Origin of the sequence: Burkholderia sp. 567 (genome assembly GCF_040545115.1) — a bacterium.
Taxonomy (GTDB): Bacteria; Pseudomonadota; Gammaproteobacteria; order Burkholderiales; family Burkholderiaceae; genus Burkholderia; species Burkholderia ambifaria.
This window is the reverse complement of the sequence record NZ_JBEPLG010000007.1, coordinates 167,283-186,134: the sequence shown is the minus strand read 5'-3', so window position 1 is coordinate 186,134 and position 18,852 is coordinate 167,283. Positions and strand designations below refer to the sequence as shown.

Genomic DNA, 18,852 nt, shown 5'->3' with positions numbered 1-18,852 from the left:
TCTAATCGATTTCGAATCAGGCGTAGCGACGCAGACGTGTCGCGAATTCCTGCAGCGCCTTGATGCCGCTTTGTTCTGCGCGATGGCACCAATCCTGCAATTGCGCGAGCAGCTGTTCGCGCGACGCGGTCGAGCGATCCCAGATCGCGGCCAGATCCTGGCGCAGCTGGAAGTACGTCTGCAGCTTCTGGCTGTTCGCGAAGATTTCCGGCAGCAGCTTCTTCTGCGGCTCGTCGAGGCCGTCGGCGTCCTTGTGGAACCACTTGCGCGCGCTGCGCATCAGCTGGTACTTGTCGCTCGCACCAAGCTCCTTCAGGTGCGCGAGCTCCTGGCGGTATGCACGCTTGACGGCCTTGCCGTAGCTCGCCATCACTTCGTAGCGGTTCGACAACACGGCCTGCAGCGTTTCCTGGTCGAGCACCGTCTTCGGCTTGTTCAGGCGCGGCGTCGGTGCAACCTTCTTCACCTTCGCGAGACCGAATGCCGACATGATGCGGATGTACATCCAGCCGATGTCGAACTCGTACCACTTGTTCGACAGCTTCGCCGACGTCGCGAACGTGTGGTGGTTGTTGTGCAGTTCTTCGCCGCCGATCACGATGCCCCACGGGAACAGGTTCGTGCTCGCATCGGCCGAGTTGAAGTTGCGGTAGCCCCAGAAGTGGCCGAAGCCGTTCACGACACCGGCGGCCCAGAACGGAATCCAGACCATCTGCACGGCCCACACGGTCAGGCCGAGCACGCCGAACAGCGCGACGTCGAGCACCATCATCAGGCTCACGCCGAGGATCGGGTACTTCGAGTACAGATTGCGCTCGATCCAGTCGTTCGGCGTGCCGTGGCTGAACTTGCGCATCGTTTCTTCGTTCTTCGCTTCCGCGCGATACAGCTCGGCGCCTTCGAGGAACACCTTCCAGATCCCGCGCGTCTGCGGGCTGTGCGGATCTTCCTCGGTCTCGCACTTCGCGTGGTGCTTGCGATGGATCGCGGCCCACTGGCCGGTCAGCATGCCGGTCGTCATCCACAGCCACATGCGGAAGAAGTGGCTCGCGATCGGATGCAGCTCCAGCGCGCGGTGCGCCTGGCAGCGATGCAGGTAGACCGTCACGCCGATGATCGTGACGTGCGTGACGGCGAGCGCGAACAGCGCGACCTGCCACCACGAAAAACGCAGGAGCCCGTGGGAAAGAAAATCGAGCAGGGAATTCAACAAGGCAGTTACCTGTGGTGAGAGCGACGCCGGCGCCGGCCAACGTCATAAAAATGAAAGCATACCGCGTGTAGACTGGAATTTTACTTCAACCGTTCCAAGTCTTTGTAAAAAATGAATATTTTCTTGTGTTGACGCAAGGCGGACAGTCCATCTCCGGACCCGGAAAGCCCCGCGATCCCGTTCTGGCCGGTCAGATTTACCCGATTCGGGGCGACGCGCCGCGCCTGGGCCGCCTGAGGCCACTTAGGCCGCCGACGCCTGCCCGTCCACCGTCCCGACGCCCGCCACGGGCAAGCCCTTCGCCACCACGCCGCTCGCCGCTAGACCGTCCGGCAGGCCGACCACGCGCACTTCGCGCTGCGGGAACGGGATCGAGATCCCGTGCTCGCCGAACAGCCGCCAGATATTGCGGTTCACGGCCGAACGCACGCCCGACGTGCCCGTCGCCGCATCCTCGATCCAGAAACCGAGCTCCAGATCGATCCCGTCCGCGCCGAAGCCGACCAGGTACGGGGCCGGCGCCGGCTCCGCGAGCACGCGCGGCACGCCCTTCGCGGCTTCCGCCAGCACCGCCAGTGCCTGCTCGACGTCGTTCGTATAGGCGATCTGCACGGCGACCTTCGCGTAGCCGCGCGTCAGGTACGACGACTGGTTCTGCACGACGTCGGTGATCAGCTTCTCGTTCGGGATCAGCGTCTCGTTGCCGTCGAGGCCGCGCACGACCGTATAGCGCGTGCGGATCTGCGTGACGACGCCCTGCAGCCCGCCGACGCTGATCGCGTCGCCGAGCCGCAGCGAGCGATCGAGCAGGATGATGAAGCCCGACACGTAATTGCTGGCGACCTTCTGCAGGCCGAAGCCGAGGCCGACGCCCAACGCGCCGCCGAACACGCCGAGCACCGTCACGTCGATGCCGACGAGCGACAGCCCGATCAGGATCGCCGCGAACACCAGCAGCGCACGGCCGACCCGCGACAGCACGACCTTCAGGTTCGCATCGAGCGTGCTCGCGCGCGCGAGGCGATCCTCGAGCACCGAGCCGAGCCACATCGCGACCATCAGCGTCACGCACACCCACAGCGCGCCGGAGATCACCGACAGCAGCGTGAGATGCGCATTGGCCACGCGGAACTGCACGCTGTCGAGCCAGCCGAGCACGTCGCGCTGGATGCCGAGCACGGTCAGCACCATCGCGGCCCACACGATGTGTCGACACGATCTTCTCGACGATCGACAGCCACGCATGCGTGTGGCCGTCGCGCGCGAACACGCGCCGCGCGAAGAAGAACAGCACGTAGATCAGCCCGATGCCGAACAGCGGCACCAGCGCGAGCGACAGCAGCGACGTCGACATGAACGGCTCGAACGCGAGCTGCGCGACGCCGACGAAAATGCCGCCGAACAACGGGAACAGCGCGCGCTTCAGGCTATCCGAGCCCGCGCCGGGCGCGCGTCCGGACGCCGTGCGGCGCGCATCGATCCGGCCGTGCACGAAGCGCGCGGCCAGCCACGCGAAACACAGCGCGCCGACGAGGATCGCTGCCTGCCAGATCATCACCGGCTGGTGGAAATCGCGAATCACCGAGGCCAGCCGGCGCGACAGCAGGCGGCTTTGCAGACTCTCCATCGTCCGTCCGTGCCGCCGTTACTGCGCGCGCCGCTCGAGCACCGCGGCGAAGAAGCCGTCGGTCGCGTGGCGGTGCGGCCACAGCGACAGGTAGTCGCCGGTCTCGATCGCGATGCGCTGGTCGGCCAGCACCTGCTGCGCGGGCACCAGCACGAACTCCGGATGGTCGGCCAGGAACTGCTCGACGATCGCCTCGTTCTCCGCGTGGAGCACGCTGCAGGTCGCGTACACGAGCCGGCCGCCCTTCTTCACGAGACGCGCGGCGCTCGCGAGGATCGACGCCTGCTTCGGCGTGAGCTCCTCGATCGACGTGCGCGTCTGGCGCCACTTCAGGTCGGGATTGCGGCGCAGCGTGCCGAGGCCGCTGCACGGCGCGTCGACCAGCACGCGGTCGATCTTGCCGGCGAGCCGCTTGATCTTCGCATCGTGCTCGCTGTCGATCAGCACCGGGTTCACGTTCGACAGCCCGCTGCGCGCGAGGCGCGGCTTGAGCTTGGTCAGGCGCTTTTCCGACACGTCGAACGCGTAAAGGCGCCCGGTCGAGCGCATCATCGCGCCGAGCGCGAGCGTCTTGCCGCCGGCGCCCGCGCAGAAATCGACGATCATCTCACCGCGGCGCGGCGCGACCAGCGAGCACAGCAGCTGGCTGCCCTCGTCCTGCACCTCGATCTGCCCTTCCTGGAACACCTGCAGGCGCGTGAGCGCCGGCTTGCCGACGACGCGCACGCCCTGCGGCGCGAACGGCGTCTCGCCCGCGTCGATGCCCTCCGCGCGCAGCGCGTCGATCACCTGGTCGCGCGTCGCCTTCTGCGCGTTGGCGCGCAGGTCGAGCGGCGCCGGGTAGTTCAGCGCGGCGGCGAGCTGCGCGAGCTCCTCGGCGTCGAAACGGGCCGACAGCGCCTGGTAGATCCAGTCCGGCAGGTTCGTGCGCACGCGCACCGGCAGGCTCGCCGGGTCGATCTTCGACACGTGCTCGAGCCACGCGGCCTCGGTGTCGGACACGAACGGCTTCAGCGCATTGCGGCCGAGCGTCTGCATCAGGCCCAGCAGCGTGAGGCGCCGTGCGGGGCTGCCCGTGCCGCTCTCGGCGAGGTGCGAAAACTCCATCTTGCGGCGCAGCACCGCGAACACCGCCTCGGCGATCACGCCGCGCTCGGCATGGCCCAGCTTCGGGTGCGCGCGGAAGAACCGGCTCGTCGTCGCGTCGGCGGGGCCGGTGAACTTCAGCACCTCCGCCAGCAAGGTCTCGGTCTGGCCAATCAGGAATCCGTGCAGCTTCATACGCCCTCGCTCGTTTCGGTATGCGGTTGATCCGCGAAAATCCAGCGCGCCTCTTCTGGCGCCACCACTGCCCGGCCGTTCTCGAGGCGCAGGCGCCCCTCGACGAACCAGCGCACCGCACGCGGATACAGCACGTGCTCGACCGTCAGCACGCGCCGCGCGAGCGCGGCCGCGTCGTCGCCCGCGCGCACCGGCACCGCGCCCTGCGCGACGATGGCGCCGCTGTCGAGTTCGGGAATCACGAAATGCACGCTCGCGCCATGCAGCGCGACGCCGGCATCCAGCGCCTGCTGGTGCGTGTGGATACCCTTGAAGCTCGGCAGCAGCGACGGGTGGATGTTGAGCAGCCGGCCCTCATATCGTCTGACGAAATCGGGCGTGAGGATACGCATGAAGCCGGCGAGCACGACGAGATCGGGCGCGAAGCGGTCGATCTCGGCGGCGAGCGCCGCGTCGAAGCTGTCGCGGCCGTCGAACGACCGGTGGTCGACCACCGCGGTCGCCACCCCGTGCGACGCGGCAAAAACCAGGCCGGCTGCGTCAGGCCGGTTGGCGATCACGGCGGCGACCTGGGCCGGCCAGCGTTCCTGCGCGCACGCGCGGACGATGGCCTCCATGTTGCTGCCGCGACCGGAAATCAGGATCACGAGTTTTTTCATCCGCGAATTTTACCATTCGCCCCCGCGTTTCCCTCCTTCTCGGCCGCCGGGCCGCCCGAACGTTTATAATCTTCTGCTTTGCGGCATTCCACCGCCCATTCCCCCGACGCTGCTTCCGCTATCGTGAAAGTCTTCCGCGGCCTGCCCAACGCCGAGAGCCGCGCGCCGTGCGCGCTGACGATCGGCAACTTCGATGGTGTCCATCGCGGCCACCAGGCCCTGCTCGCGCGCGTGCGCGCGGCAGCGGACGCGCGCGGCCTGCCCGTGTGCGTGATGACGTTCGAGCCGCACCCGCGCGAATTCTTCAATCCGGCCGGCGCGCCGCCTCGCATCGCGATGCTGCGCGACAAGCTCGAAGCGCTGCGCGAGCACGGGGTCGACCGCGTCGTCGTCGAGCACTTCAACCACACGTTCGCGAGCCAGTCGCCGCAGGCGTTCGTCGAACGCACGCTGGTCGGCGGGCTGCACACGCGCTGGATGATGGTCGGCGACGATTTCTGCTACGGCGCGAAGCGCGCGGGCACCTTCGACACGCTGAAGGCGGCCGGCGAACAGTACGGTTTCGAAGTCGAGCAGATGGGCACGGTCTCCGGCAGCGACGGCACGCGCATCTCCAGCTCCGGCGTGCGCGCCGCGCTCGCCGCGGGCGATCTCGACGCGGCCGCGCAGGCGCTGGGCCATGGCTACGCGATCAGCGGCCACGTCGCACACGGGCTGAAGCTCGGCCGCGACCTCGGCTTCCCAACCCTGAACCTGCCGATCGCGCACAAGCGGCCGGCGCTCGCGGGCATCTTCGTCGTGCAGGTGCACGGGCTGGGCCCTGCCCCGCTGCCGGGCGTCGCGAGCCTCGGGCTGCGCCCGACCGTCGACGATTCCGGCCGCGTGCTGCTCGAAGTCCACCTGCTCGACTGGCACGGCGATGCGTACGGCAAGCTGATCCGCGTCGAATTCCTGAAGAAGCTGCGCGACGAGGCGAAGTTCGACGATCTCGAGGCGCTGTCGCGCGCGATCGCCCTGGACGTCGCGAATGCGCGCGCGTACTTCGTCGAGCGCGCCCGCGCGCCGGGCAGCCGCGCGACCGGCTTCTCGACGTCGGCGACCGACCGAATTAGCTGATCCGGCCGGCGGCGCCATGCGCCGCGCCCTCGCGCCGCCCACACGCGCGCATCCCCGATTCACGACGCACGAGCGTCCACCGATTTAGATAGCGATCCCATCATGAGCAACAAGAAAGCCGATTCGAAACCGCAGGCCAAGTATCCGGTCAACCTGCTCGACACGCCGTTCCCGATGCGCGGCGACCTGCCCAAGCGCGAGCCGCAGTGGGTCAAGGAATGGGAAGAGCGCGGCATCTACGAAAAGATCCGCGCGGCCAGCAAGGGCCGCCCGAAGTTCATCCTGCACGACGGCCCGCCGTATGCGAACGGCGACATCCACCTCGGGCACGCGGTCAACAAGATCCTGAAGGACATCGTCGTCAAGTCGCGCAACATGGCCGGCTTCGACGCACCGTACGTGCCGGGCTGGGATTGCCACGGGATGCCGATCGAGATCCAGATCGAGAAGCAGTTCGGCAAGTCGCTGCCGGCGGCCGAAGTGATGAGCAAGGCGCGCGCGTATGCGACCGAGCAGATCGAGAAGCAGAAGGTCGGCTTCAAGCGCCTTGGCGTGCTCGGCGACTGGGCGAATCCGTACAAGACGATGAACTTCGTGAACGAGGCGGAAGAGATCCGCGCGCTCGGCAAGATCATCGAGAAGGGCTACGTGTACCGCGGGCTGAAGCCGGTGAACTGGTGCTTCGACTGCGGCTCGGCGCTCGCCGAGGCGGAAGTCGAGTACAAGGACCGCACCGACCCGACGATCGACGTGATGTTCGCGTTCGCCGAGCCGGAAAAGACCGCGCAGGCGTTCGGCCTGCCGGCGCTGCCGCGCGCCGAGGGCGGCATCGTGATCTGGACCACCACGCCGTGGACGATCCCGGCCAACCAGGCGCTGAACCTCCATCCGGAAATCGTCTACGCGCTGGTCGACACCGAGCGCGGGCTGCTGATCATCGCGGAAGAACGTGTCGCCGCGTGCATGGCCGACTTCAAGCTGACCGGCCGCGTCGTCGCGACCGCGCCCGGCGTGAAGCTCGCGAACCTGCGCTTCCACCACCCGCTCGCGTCGGCCCATCCGGGCTACAAGCGCACCGCGCCCGTCTACCTCGGCGACTACGTGACGACCGACACGGGTACCGGCGTCGTGCACTCGTCGCCCGCCTACGGCATCGAAGACTTCATGTCGTGCAAGGCGCACGGGATGACCGATTCCGACTTCATCAATCCGGTGATGGGCGACGGCCGCTACATCGAATCGCTGCCGCTGTTCGGCGGCCTGTCGATCTGGGACGCGAACCCGAAGATCGTCGACGCGCTGAACGCGGCCGGCTCGCTGCTGCGCAGCGAGAAGTACACGCACAGCTACATGCACTGCTGGCGCCACAAGACGCCGATCATCTACCGCGCGACGTCGCAATGGTTCGCCGGCATGGACGTGACGCCGCGCGACGACGGCAAGACGCTGCGCGAAGCGGCGCTCGAAGGCGTCGAGGCAACCGCGTTCTACCCGTCGTGGGGCAAGCAGCGCCTGTTCAGCATGATCGCGAACCGTCCCGACTGGACACTGTCGCGTCAGCGCCAGTGGGGCGTGCCGATGGCGTTCTTCGTGCACAAGGAAACCGGCGAGCTGCACCCGCGCACGCTCGAGCTGCTCGAGGAAGTCGCGAAGCGCGTCGAGCAGTCGGGCATCGAGGCGTGGCAGTCGCTCGATCCGCGCGAGCTGATCGGCGACGACGCGAACATGTACGAAAAGAACCGCGACACGCTCGACGTGTGGTTCGACTCGGGCACGACGCACTGGCACGTGCTGCGCGGCTCGCACAAGGATCAGCTGCAGTTCCCGGCCGATCTATACCTCGAAGGCTCGGACCAGCACCGCGGCTGGTTCCACTCGTCGCTGCTGACCGCGTCGATGATCGACGGCCGCGCGCCGTACAAGGGCCTGCTCACGCACGGCTTCACGGTCGACGGCGAAGGCCGCAAGATGAGCAAGTCGCTCGGCAACGGTGTCGACCCGCATGAAGTCGCGAACCGCCTCGGCGCGGAAATCATCCGCCTGTGGATCGCGTCGACCGACTATTCGGGCGAGCTCGCGATCTCCGAGGAAATCCTCAAGCGTGTGACGGAAGGCTATCGCCGCATCCGCAACACGCTGCGCTTCCTGCTCGCGAACCTGTCGGACTTCGACTTCGCGCAGCACGCGGTGCCGGTCGACGAATGGCTCGAGATCGACCGTTATGCGGTCGCGTTCTCCGCGCAACTGCAGACGGAATTGCTCGGCCACTACGAGAAGTACGAGTTCCACCCGGTCGTCGCGAAGCTGCAGACGTACTGCTCGGAAGATCTCGGCGGCTTCTACCTCGACGTGCTGAAGGACCGCCTGTACACCAGCGCGGCCGATTCGCGCGCGCGCCGCTCCGCGCAGACCGCGCTGTACCACCTGACGCACGGGCTGCTGCGCGTGCTCGCACCGTTCCTGTCGTTCACCGCGGAAGAAGCGTGGAAGGTGTTCCAGCCGGCCAGCGACACCGTGTTCACCGAAACCTACTACGCGTATCCGGAAGTGGCCGGCGCGGCCGCGCTGATCGAGAAGTGGGCGCTGCTGCGCGACGTGCGCGGCAACGTGACGAAGGCGCTCGAGGAAGCACGCACCGCGAACCGCATCGGTTCGTCGCTGCAGGCCGAAGTGGCCGTGCACGCGAGCGGCGCGCGCTACGATGCGCTCACGAGCCTCGGCGACGACCTCAAGTTCGTGCTGATCACGTCGGCGGCGACGGTCGTGAAGGTCGACGACGAGGCGCAGGAAAGCGTCGACGTCGCGGCGTCGAAGTACCAGAAGTGCGAACGCTGCTGGCACTACCGCGAGGACGTCGGCGCGCACGCCGATCATCCGACGCTGTGCGGACGCTGCTTCTCGAACCTGTTTGAAAACGGCGAAATCCGGAGCGCGGCTTAACCATGGCAAAAACCCTGTCGAAGCCGGCCAGCGGCGCGCTCGCGCCCTGGCTCGGCATTTCGCTGATCGTGATCCTGTTCGACCAGCTGTCGAAAATCGCGATCCTGAAAACGTTCGCGTACGGCGCGCAGCATGCGCTGACGTCGTTCTTCAGCCTCGTGCTGGTGTACAACCGCGGCGCCGCGTTCGGCTTCCTGTCGACCGCGAGCGGCTGGCAGCGCTGGGCGTTCACCGCGCTCGGCATCGGCGCGACGCTCGTGATCTGCTTCCTGCTGCGCCGCCATGGCCAGCAGCGGCTGTTCAGCCTGTCGCTCGCGCTGATCCTCGGCGGCGCGCTCGGCAACGTGATCGACCGGCTGGTCTACGGCCACGTGATCGACTTTCTCGATTTCCACGTCGGCGGCTGGCACTTCCCGGCGTTCAACCTCGCCGATTCCGCGATCACGATCGGCGCGGTGCTGCTGGTCTACGACGAACTGCGTCGCGTGCGCGGCTCGCGCTGAGCGCGCATACTCGGTGTCGACGGCCGGCTTCGCGCCGGCCGTTCCGTTTGACCCTTGGAGGCCTGAGTTGGCACACGCAGAACTCGCTGGAAAACATCTCGTTCTCGGCCTGACGGGCGGCATCGCCTGCTACAAGATCGCCGAGCTCACCCGGCTGCTGACGAAGGCAGGTGCGACCGTGCAGGTCGTGATGACCGAAGCCGCCGCGCAGTTCATCACGCCCGTCACGATGCAGGCGCTGTCCGGCCGGCCCGTCTATACGAGCCAGTGGGATGCGCGCGTCGACAACAACATGGCGCACATCGACCTGTCGCGCGAAGCCGACGCGATCGTGATCGCGCCCGCGTCGACGGATTTCCTCGCGAAGCTCGCGCACGGATTCGCGGACGACCTGCTGTCGACGCTGTGCGTCGCGCGCGACTGTCCGCTGCTCGTCGTGCCCGCGATGAACCGCCAGATGTGGCAGAACCCGGCCACGCAACGCAATGCCGCGCAACTGCGCGCCGACGGCGTGTCAGTGCTCGGCCCCGATTCGGGCGCGCAGGCCTGCGGCGAAGTCGGCGACGGCCGCATGCTCGAGCCCGACGCGATCTATGAAGCGATCGTCGCGCACTTCGCACCGAAGGTGCTCGCGCACCGTCGCGTGCTGATCACGGCCGGCCCGACGTTCGAGCCGCTCGACCCGGTGCGCGGCCTCACGAACCGCTCGAGCGGCAAGATGGGCTTCGCGCTCGCGCGCGCCGCGCAGCAGGCCGGCGCCGACGTGCATCTCGTCGCGGGGCCGGTCGCGCTCGACACGCCGTGGGGCGTGACGCGCCAGGACGTGCAGACCGCGCAGCAGATGTACGACGCGGTCATGCAGGCGGTAACCGACGCGGACATCTTCATCGCGGTGGCCGCGGTCGCCGACTGGCGCGTCGACCAGCCGGCCGAGCACAAGATGAAGAAGACGGCCGATCGCAAGATGCCGGCGCTCGCGTTCGTCGAGAACCCCGACATCCTCGCGTCGGTCGCGGCGCTGCCCGATCCGCCGTTCTGCGTCGGGTTCGCCGCCGAAAGCGGCGACCTCGACGTGCATGGCGACGAAAAGCGCAAGCGCAAGAACGTGCCGCTGCTGGTCGGCAACCTCGGCCCGCTGACGTTCGGCCGCGACGACAACGAAGTCGTGCTGTTCGAGGCAGCCGGGCTCACGCGCCTGCCGCGCGCGCCGAAGGACGAGCTCGCGCACGCGCTCGTCGCCGAAATCGCGAAGCGCCTGCCCGACAATCACCTGATCTGATCCATTGCCCGGCGGCACGCGCCGCCGAGCCCTTCCCGACCGATTCGACGACCGCATGAAACTCGACCTGAAGATTCTCGACGCGCGCATGCGCGACTACATGCCCGCCTACGCCACCACCGGCAGCGCGGGCCTCGACCTGCGCGCGTGCCTCGACGCACCCGTCACGCTGCAGCCGGGCGAAACGACGCTGGTGCCGACGGGCCTCGCGATTCATCTCGCGGATCCCGGCTATGCGGCGCTGATCCTGCCGCGCTCGGGCCTCGGCCACAAGCACGGGATCGTGCTCGGCAACCTCGTCGGCCTGATCGATTCCGACTACCAGGGCCAGCTGATGGTGTCGACGTGGAACCGCGGCCAGACCGAATTCGTGCTGAACCCGTTCGAGCGGCTCGCGCAGCTCGTGATCGTGCCGGTCGTGCAGGCGCAGTTCAACATCGTCGACGATTTCGCGCAAAGCGAGCGCGGCGAAGGCGGCTTCGGCAGCACCGGCCGTCACTGAACGGCGCGATGCGAAACGGGGGCCTCGCGGCCCCCTTTGCTTTTTGCGTTTCCATTCACCGATCGGCCGTCTGTGCAATCCGCGCGGGCCCGAGCCGGCGGCCGCGCCTCACCGTCGCCGCGCAGGCCATCGCCCGCCGCGTACGCTCACGCCTCAACGCGCGTGCTGGTGCCGATAGTGGATCGCGTATGCGAGCGTCAGCAGCACGACGAACACGACGCCGACCACCATCGTCATCCGGAATTCGCGCGTGAACGCGGTCGTGAGCAGGACCGCGCCGACGAGCCCCGCACCGAGCAGACTGCCGAACGGGTGGCCCCACATCCGGAATGCGAGCGCCGGGCCGCGATACCGCGCGCGAAAGCGCAGGTGCGTGACGAAGATCATCAGCCACGTGAACAGCGCGCCGAACATCGCGATCGCCATCATCACGGTAAATGCGGTGTCGGGCGACAGCGCGACCAGCACGGCCGCGACCGCGACGCCGCTCGTCGAGATCCACAGCGCCGCACGCGGCACGCCGTTGTTGCCGAGCCGGCCGAACACCGCCGGCGCGAGCCGCGCACGCGACAGGCTGAACATCATCCGCGTCGTCACGTAGAGCTGGCTGTTCATCGCCGACAGCGCCGCGATCAGCAGCACGAAGTTGATCACGCCGGCCGCATACGGCACGTGCGTGGCAGCCATCACCTTCACGAACGGGCTCTCGTCGGTGCCGGCCTGCGTCCAGGGCACGATCGCGAGCATCAGCGACAGCGTCAGCAGGTAGAACAGCACGAGCCGGAACACCGTCGAACGGAACGCACGCGTGACCGCATGCTGCGGATCGCGCGCCTCGCCGGCCGCGATCGCGACCGCCTCGATGCTCATGTAGCTGAAGATCGCGACGATCACCGCGACCCAGGTGCCCCACGGCCCTTTCGGCATGAAGCCGTCGTGCGCGGTGTAGTTCGCGAAGCCGATGCCCGACGCCGCCGGCGCCGACCACACGAGATACGCGCCGAGCACGATGAACACGACGATCGCCGCGATCTTCAGCAACGAAAACGCGTATTCGACCGACCCGTACAGCGTGACGCTCGCGAGGTTCACCGCGATCAGCAGCGCGGAGAAGCCGATCACCCAGTACCAGCCGGGCACGGCCGGGAACCAGTACTTCATGAACACGGCGATCGCGCTGATCTCGGTGCCGATCGCGAACACCACCGCGAACCAGTACGCATAGCGCACGAGAAAGCCCGCGAGCGGGCCGACGTAGTGCTCAGCGTATGCGCCGAACGAACCGGCCGTCGGATGCGCGACCGTCATTTCCGCGAGCGCGCCCATCAGCAGCAGCGCGATCAGCGCGCCGATCGCATACGAGACCAGCACGCTCGGGCCGGCGAGCCCGATCGCGAACCCGCTGCCGAGGAACAGCCCCGTGCCGATCGCGCCGCCGATCGCGATCATCGCCATCTGCCCCGACGTCAGCGCGTGGCGCAACCCTTGTTCGCGCGCGACGATGTTGTCGAACGACCGTTGTTGTTGTGTCACTGCGTTGCTACTCCCTGCCCCACCATTGCGCCACCGGCGCCAGATAAAACGAAACGGCGCGGAGAACTTCCCGCGCCGTTCGCATGAACAACGAATTATCGCTTACTCGACTTCGACCGTCTCTTCGTTCGGCTTGTGCGGCGGATTCGCCAGCTTGTCGAACGACAACTGCACCTTGTCGTTTTCGTCGACGTCGACCGTCACGTGCCCGCCGTTGACGAGCTTGCCGAACAGCAGCTCGTCGGCCAGCGCACGACGGATCGTGTCCTGGATCAGCCGCTGCATCGGCCGCGCGCCCATCAGCGGGTCGAAGCCGTGCTTCGCGAGATGCTTGCGCAACGCGTCGGTGAACAGCGCGTCGACCTTCTTCTCGTGCAGCTGCTCCTCAAGCTGGATCAGGAACTTGTCGACCACGCGCATGATGATTTCCTCATCGAGCGAGCGGAAGCTGATGATCGAATCCAGGCGGTTGCGGAACTCCGGCGTGAACAGACGCTTGATGTCGGTCATCTCGTCGCCCGTCTCGCGGCGCGTCGTGAAGCCGATCGTCGCCTTCTGCATCGACTCGGCGCCCGCGTTCGTCGTCATGATGATGATGACGTTGCGGAAATCCGCCTTGCGGCCGTTGTTGTCGGTCAGCGTGCCGTGGTCCATCACCTGGAGCAGCACGTTGAAGATGTCCGGATGCGCCTTCTCGATTTCGTCGAGCAACAGCACGCAATGCGGCTTCTTCGTGACGGCTTCGGTCAAGAGGCCGCCCTGGTCGAACCCGACGTAGCCCGGCGGCGCACCGATCAGCCGGCTCACCGCGTGACGCTCCATGTATTCCGACATGTCGAAGCGGATCAGCTCGATGCCGAGCGTGAACGCGAGCTGGCGCGCCACTTCGGTCTTGCCGACGCCCGTCGGGCCGGAGAACAGGAACGAGCCGATCGGCTTGTCCATCTTGCCGAGGCCCGCACGCGCCATCTTGATCGATGCGGCGAGCGCGTCGATCGCCGGATCCTGGCCGAACACGACGCTCTTCAGGTCGCGATCGAGCGTCTGCAGCTTGCTGCGATCGTCCTGCGACACGCTTTGCGCCGGCACGCGCGCGATCTTCGAGATGATTTCCTCGATCTCGCTCTTGCCGATCGTCTTCTTCTGCTTCGACTTCGGCAGGATGCGCTGCGCGGCGCCCGCTTCGTCGATCACGTCGATCGCCTTGTCAGGCAGGTGGCGATCGGTGATGAAGCGTGCCGAAAGTTCGGCCGCGGCCGACAGTGCGCCCGACGAATACTTGACGCCGTGATGCTCCTCGAAGCGCGACTTCAGCCCGCGCAGGATCGCGACCGTCTGCTCGACGGTCGGCTCCGTCACGTCGACCTTCTGGAAGCGCCGCGACAGCGCCGCGTCCTTCTCGAAGATGCCGCGATATTCGGTGAACGTGGTCGCGCCGATGCACTTGAGCGTGCCCGACGACAGCGCCGGCTTCAGCAGGTTCGACGCGTCGAGCGTGCCGCCCGATGCGGCGCCCGCGCCGATCAGCGTGTGGATCTCGTCGATGAACAGGATCGCGTGCGGACGCTCCTTCAGCTCCTTCAGCACCGTCTTCAGACGCTGCTCGAAGTCGCCGCGATACTTGGTGCCCGCGAGGAGCGCGCCCATGTCGAGCGAATACACCTGCGCGTTCGCGAGGATGTCCGGCACTTCGCCGCGCGTGATGCGATAGGCGAGCCCTTCCGCGATCGCGGTCTTGCCCACGCCCGCTTCGCCCACGAGCAGCGGATTGTTCTTGCGGCGCCGGCACAGCACCTGCACGACGCGCTCGACCTCCGGCTCGCGGCCGATCAGCGGATCGATGCGGCCGTCCTTCGCCATCTGGTTCAGGTTCTGCGTGAACTGCGCGAGCGGCGTTTCCTTCTGCGCGTTCGCGTCTTCGCTTTCCGCGTTCGCGTCGGTCGACTTCGCGGCTTCGCCGCCGTTCGTCTTCGCGATGCCGTGCGAAATGAAGTTCACGACGTCCAGGCGCGTGACGCCCTGCTGCTGCAGGTAGTAGACGGCGTGCGAATCCTTCTCGCCGAAGATCGCGACCAGCACGTTCGCGCCGGTGACTTCCTTCTTGCCGTTCGACGTCGACTGGACGTGCATGATCGCGCGCTGGATCACGCGCTGGAAACCGAGCGTCGGCTGGGTATCGACATCGTCGGTACCCGGGACGGTCGGTGTGTTGTCGTGGATGAAATTGCGCAGGTTCTGACGCAAGTCCTCGATGTTGGCCGCACACGCGCGCAACACCTCGGCTGCCGTCGGATTATCCAGCAGGGCCAGCAGCAGATGCTCGACCGTAATGAACTCATGGCGCGCCTGGCGTGCTTCCATGAACGCCATGTGCAGGCTGACTTCCAATTCCTGGGCAATCATGCTTCCTCCATCACGCACTGCAGCGGATGCCCGGCCTGCCGCGCATGGGTAACGACTTGCTCAACCTTGGTCGACGCGATGTCCCGCGTATAGACCCCACATACCCCTCGCCCTTCACGATGGACCTTCAGCATGATCTGCGTGGCCGTCTCGCGATCCTTCTTGAAATACTCCTGTACGACCATCACGACGAACTCCATCGGCGTGAAGTCGTCGTTGAGCAGCACCACCTTGTACATCGAAGGCGGCTTGAGCTTCTGCTGCTTGCGTTCCAGGACGGTGCTGTCCTGCTTGTCCGGGATAATCGCCATACACCCATTCTAAACAACTCGGACAGGCCCGCAATCCTGCCATTACCCGACCGACCGGCCGGCGCCCTCCCTGGTTCCCGACGACATGCGATCGTCTTCGCACCATACGAAAGCCGGCTGCGGTGCCGGCTTTCACGCGTGGCGCGGAACACGAACCGTCAGGTGGAGACTGCACCGGACCGTCGCATCCGCATCCAGTATCCCACAAGCCGGGACGACTCGATCGCGTGTCACTCGAGCCTGGTATATGAGCCGATTATGCGACTTTTCAAGTCCGCGCGCTTGGCGGCATGCTGCGAAGCAAAGCCGGAAAAACCCTGAAAATGGGTTCTTTACAACGGCCCTCTAACCGTCTAAAAATTCCCCTTGACACTCAAATAAAGAGCGCCAACAATCAAGCTGGCACTCTTTTTCATTTGCCGGTTGGCGAAATGAATGAGGCCGAAGGTGAGCTTGTGAGGGGGGAACGGCTGTATTTTCCGGTCGTTTAGCTTTTCGAGCGTGCTCGTGGTAAGTAGCAGCGACTGTGTGACAGGGGAAGTAGGAAAATGGCAACTGGTATCGTTAAGTGGTTCAACGACGCGAAGGGCTTCGGTTTCATCACTCCCGACGAGGGCGGTGAGGATCTGTTTGCGCACTTCTCGGCCATCAACATGCAGGGCTTCAAGACCCTGAAGGAAGGCCAGAAGGTGAGCTTCGAGGTCGTTCAAGGGCCGAAGGGCAAGCAAGCGTCGAACATCCAGGCCGCGTAAGGCACCGGATATTGGACGAAGAAACCCGGCATTGCGCCGGGTTTCTTTTTTTCAGGCCGGCCATTCGTTAATTCGATTGGCCGGCCTTTACGTTCAATCCCGATTATTGAACACGTATTGTCTTGTCGTACACGCAGATCGAATGCCGTCATACGTGTGAAACATAATCGATCTCGTTACACGACCTTCAGCGTGCCCATCATGCCGAGATCCTCGTGTTCGAGAATATGGCAGTGGAACATGCGCTCGCCGGGCATGTCTTGCGTAACGAGAATCGTCACGGTCTCGCCGCTGCGCACGTTCACGGTGTCGCGCCACGCGCGGAACGGTTCGCTCGTGCGCGTGCCGTCCGATGCACGCTCGATCACCTGGAATTGCGTGCCGTGCAAATGGAACGGGTGATCCATGTCGGTTGCATTGCGGATCGTCCAGCGCTCGACGTCGCCGCGGCGGCTCGTCAACGTCGCGCGATGCGGTGCATAGGTCGCGCCGTTGATCGTGAAGCGCATCCCGGCCGGGCGGCCATGCGTCGGGCCGTTCATCATCGCGTCCATGTCCATCTCTTCGCCAAACGCGACTTCCTTGTGCGCGACCGGCTCGCCGAGCGCCGGCACCGCGCGCAGCGTCGCCGGCAGCGCACGGGCGGCGGCCGGTGCGAACACGACGTCCGCCAGCGGCAGCGCCGGATCGGGCGGCAGGCTGCCGTGGCCGTCGTCGTGCGACATCGCCATCTTGCGGCGGTCGTATTCGGCCGCCTGCAGCACCGCGCGTGATGCGCGGTCGCCCGCGCGCACCAGCAGTTCCGCGCGCTCGCCCGGTGCGAGCAGCAGCGACGTCACGCGGCGCGGCGTATCGAAGAGCCCGCCGTCCGTGCCGGCATGCTCGAACGCGCGGCCGTCGTCGAACGCCACGCGCAGGTAGCGTGCGCTGCACGCGTTCCACACGCGCCAGCGCTCGTCGCTCGCAACGTCGATCCGCGGCCGGCGCGCACCGTTGACCAGCACGAACTGGCCTTCGCGGCCGTTCATCCAGTCCATCATGTCGTTCGGCGCAATGGTGCCGTCGCGCGCAAGCTTCAGGTCGGACACGAACAGGTTGCGTTCGGGCCAGCCGGCGAGCGGGTCGTCGGCGGCACGCACGACGAACGGGCCAGCCAGCCCGCGGAACACCTGCTCGGCGGTCATCATGTGCGGATGCGGGTGATACCAGTAGGTGCCGGCACTGCCCTTCGGCAGCGTGAAGCGGTACACGTGCGACGCACCCGGCGCGACCGGGTCGGACGGGTTGCCGTCCTGGTCGGGCGGCACCGGCAGGCCATGCCAGTGGATCGTCGACGGTTGCGGCAGCTTGTTCACGAAGCGGATTTCGACCGTATCGCCCTCGCGTACGTCGATCAGCGGGCCGACCACCGGCCCCTGCGTGCCCCCGCCGAACTGCCAGAACGTCGTCGGACGCGCGCCGTGCAGCAGCGGACGCGCGACCGGCTGCGCAACCAGCGTCGCGCGGAACGTGCCGGGCTCGCGACTTTCGTTCGCGAGCGTGCGCAGCGACGCGAGCGGCGCGCCGGCCGGCAGCGCATCGGCCGCCGCGAGCGCGGCCCGCGCCGGCTTCGCGTGCTGCGTGTGGCCCGCCATCCCTGACATGCCGGGCATGTCGTCCATCTGATCCATGCCGGCCATGCCCGCGTGTGCGGCATGCTGCGCCCACGCGGTGCGCGCAAACAGCGATGCGGCCGCCACACCGATGGCATGCGACAGGAAGGTTCTCCGTATCATCAATCGTTCCTCGTTATTCGTGCTGCGTCGTGCTGCGTCGTGCTGCGTCGTGCGGCCGTCGCGACACCCGCGCCGGCCGGTGCGCAAGCGCCCATGCGCGACGCGAAACCTGATGCCCGCGTCATCATAACCGCGGGTCGCGGCCGAAGCACCGCGGCACAGCGCGAGCGGCGATACGCCGCAGTGCGCGGTTGGGCCTGACGGCCCGGGCGCCCTTCGCGCGGTGTTTTCGATCATCGGTCGACGCCGCAACGCCCCCACTGCATTCGTGCCGGCTGCCCGGTCGACCGCAAGCGCTGCCCGCGTTCGCCCCACCCAATCGCGCGCAGCTCATCCCGCCAGCGTTACGCCGTCCACCTTCGATGCACGGACCCCCTCGTTTTTTCACGATGTGGAACAAGTCCCTGCGTTATAAAAATTCGTGGTGCACGGCACAAATTCGCTGTTTCGCGATGCCAAAAATCGTTCCGCAATACAAAACGGACAAAATAAATAGCTGTTTTTAAAAAGGAATTTTTGTTTCGAGAAAGCGTTCTACGCGCACCATCGGTCGCGGCCACGGACGTAGACTGGGTTCCATGCACCGACGCTTCGCCACCACGGTCGATACGAAACCCAACCGGCGAGCGGCACAACAGAATCGCTTGTAATCAGAAAGGGAGAACGGAAATGAAGGGATTTCGCTTTGGTTCAGCGCTCGGGTCGTTCTACATCCTGCCGGGTAACGGCGGCTGGGAAGCGACGTTCGGCAACGCTCTGCTCGGCGCGTTCTCGTGCCCGGAAGTCGCCGCCGACCACATCTCCCGCGGCGACTGCGAGCAACCGACCGAACTCGATACGGCCACGCTCGAAGTGCCGCCCGAAATCAGCGAATGGGAAATCGTGCACGTCTGAATGGCACGCCTGCAACGAAAAACGCCCCGGGCGACCGGGGCGTTTTTATTGTCGGCGAAGCGGC

General features: G+C 66.3%; 14 protein-coding genes and 1 pseudogene. 7 read left to right on the top strand and 8 right to left on the bottom strand.

Annotated features, from left to right (window positions below):
* Positions 1–16 precede the first annotated feature (16 nt).
* From ABIC50_RS21180 to purN, 4 genes and pseudogenes are all read right to left on the bottom strand, one after another.
* Positions 17–1,213 carry a DesA family fatty acid desaturase gene (locus ABIC50_RS21180; RefSeq protein ID WP_011657711.1) on the bottom strand — a complete coding sequence of 399 codons (1,197 nt, stop codon included), beginning with the start codon at positions 1,211–1,213 and terminating at the stop codon, positions 17–19.
* Between the two features lie 243 nt (positions 1,214–1,456).
* Positions 1,457–2,840 (bottom strand): annotated as a pseudogene (locus ABIC50_RS21175) (mechanosensitive ion channel family protein).
* Positions 2,841–2,858: 18 nt separating this feature from the next.
* Complete coding sequence (locus tag ABIC50_RS21170) at positions 2,859–4,121, bottom strand: RsmB/NOP family class I SAM-dependent RNA methyltransferase (RefSeq protein WP_006750059.1); 1,263 nt, start codon at positions 4,119–4,121, stop codon at positions 2,859–2,861.
* Positions 4,118–4,780, bottom strand: a complete 663-nt coding sequence (gene purN, locus ABIC50_RS21165; protein ID WP_011657713.1) for a phosphoribosylglycinamide formyltransferase — start codon at positions 4,778–4,780, stop codon at positions 4,118–4,120. Before purN ends, ABIC50_RS21170 begins: the two co-directional genes overlap by 4 nt.
* 123 nt (positions 4,781–4,903) lie before the next feature.
* Here purN and ABIC50_RS21160 point away from each other — a divergent pair, with 123 nt between their 5' ends.
* The 5 genes from ABIC50_RS21160 to dut all read left to right on the top strand — a co-directional run bounded on the left by ABIC50_RS21160 (position 4,904) and on the right by dut (position 11,120).
* Positions 4,904–5,896, top strand: coding sequence for a bifunctional riboflavin kinase/FAD synthetase (locus tag ABIC50_RS21160; RefSeq protein ID WP_012364515.1), 993 nt, complete (start codon positions 4,904–4,906; stop codon positions 5,894–5,896).
* Positions 5,897–5,998: 102 nt separating this feature from the next.
* Positions 5,999–8,836 carry an isoleucine--tRNA ligase gene (ileS, locus tag ABIC50_RS21155; RefSeq protein WP_175675141.1) on the top strand — a complete coding sequence of 946 codons (2,838 nt, stop codon included), beginning with the start codon at positions 5,999–6,001 and terminating at the stop codon, positions 8,834–8,836.
* Between the two features lie 2 nt (positions 8,837–8,838).
* Positions 8,839–9,339 carry a signal peptidase II gene (gene lspA, locus ABIC50_RS21150; protein WP_011657716.1) on the top strand — a complete coding sequence of 167 codons (501 nt, stop codon included), beginning with the start codon at positions 8,839–8,841 and terminating at the stop codon, positions 9,337–9,339.
* A gap of 67 nt (positions 9,340–9,406) precedes the next feature.
* Positions 9,407–10,618: a bifunctional phosphopantothenoylcysteine decarboxylase/phosphopantothenate--cysteine ligase CoaBC gene (gene coaBC / locus ABIC50_RS21145; RefSeq protein WP_126228363.1), complete on the top strand. Its 1,212-nt coding sequence runs from the start codon at positions 9,407–9,409 to the stop codon at positions 10,616–10,618.
* Between the two features lie 55 nt (positions 10,619–10,673).
* Positions 10,674–11,120, top strand: a complete 447-nt coding sequence (gene dut / locus ABIC50_RS21140; RefSeq protein ID WP_012364518.1) for a dUTP diphosphatase — start codon at positions 10,674–10,676, stop codon at positions 11,118–11,120.
* A gap of 153 nt (positions 11,121–11,273) precedes the next feature.
* Here the strand turns inward: dut and ABIC50_RS21135 are convergent, their stop codons facing one another.
* The 3 genes from ABIC50_RS21135 to clpS form a co-directional block, all read right to left on the bottom strand.
* On the bottom strand, positions 11,274–12,653 hold the full coding sequence (locus ABIC50_RS21135) for an amino acid permease (RefSeq protein ID WP_105834857.1): 1,380 nt from the start codon (positions 12,651–12,653) through the stop codon (positions 11,274–11,276).
* A 102-nt stretch (positions 12,654–12,755) separates the two neighbouring features.
* Positions 12,756–15,056 carry an ATP-dependent Clp protease ATP-binding subunit ClpA gene (gene clpA / locus ABIC50_RS21130; RefSeq protein WP_011657720.1) on the bottom strand — a complete coding sequence of 767 codons (2,301 nt, stop codon included), beginning with the start codon at positions 15,054–15,056 and terminating at the stop codon, positions 12,756–12,758.
* Positions 15,053–15,367 (bottom strand): ATP-dependent Clp protease adapter ClpS, encoded by a 315-nt coding sequence (clpS, locus tag ABIC50_RS21125; RefSeq protein ID WP_006398529.1) that lies wholly within the window; start codon positions 15,365–15,367, stop codon positions 15,053–15,055. Before clpS ends, clpA begins: the two co-directional genes overlap by 4 nt.
* Positions 15,368–15,915: 548 nt before the next feature.
* On the opposite strand from clpS, the gene ABIC50_RS21120 reads away from it, so the two are divergent.
* Positions 15,916–16,119 (top strand): cold-shock protein, encoded by a 204-nt coding sequence (locus tag ABIC50_RS21120; protein ID WP_004196460.1) that lies wholly within the window; start codon positions 15,916–15,918, stop codon positions 16,117–16,119.
* A gap of 176 nt (positions 16,120–16,295) precedes the next feature.
* On the opposite strand, the gene ABIC50_RS21115 is transcribed toward ABIC50_RS21120, so the two are convergent.
* On the bottom strand, positions 16,296–17,894 hold the full coding sequence (locus ABIC50_RS21115) for a multicopper oxidase family protein (protein WP_354166667.1): 1,599 nt from the start codon (positions 17,892–17,894) through the stop codon (positions 16,296–16,298).
* A 669-nt stretch (positions 17,895–18,563) separates the two neighbouring features.
* On the opposite strand from ABIC50_RS21115, the gene ABIC50_RS21110 reads away from it, so the two are divergent.
* Entirely contained in the window at positions 18,564–18,788 is a 225-nt protein-coding gene (locus tag ABIC50_RS21110) for a hypothetical protein (RefSeq protein WP_011657722.1), read from the top strand.
* Positions 18,789–18,852 lie beyond the last annotated feature (64 nt).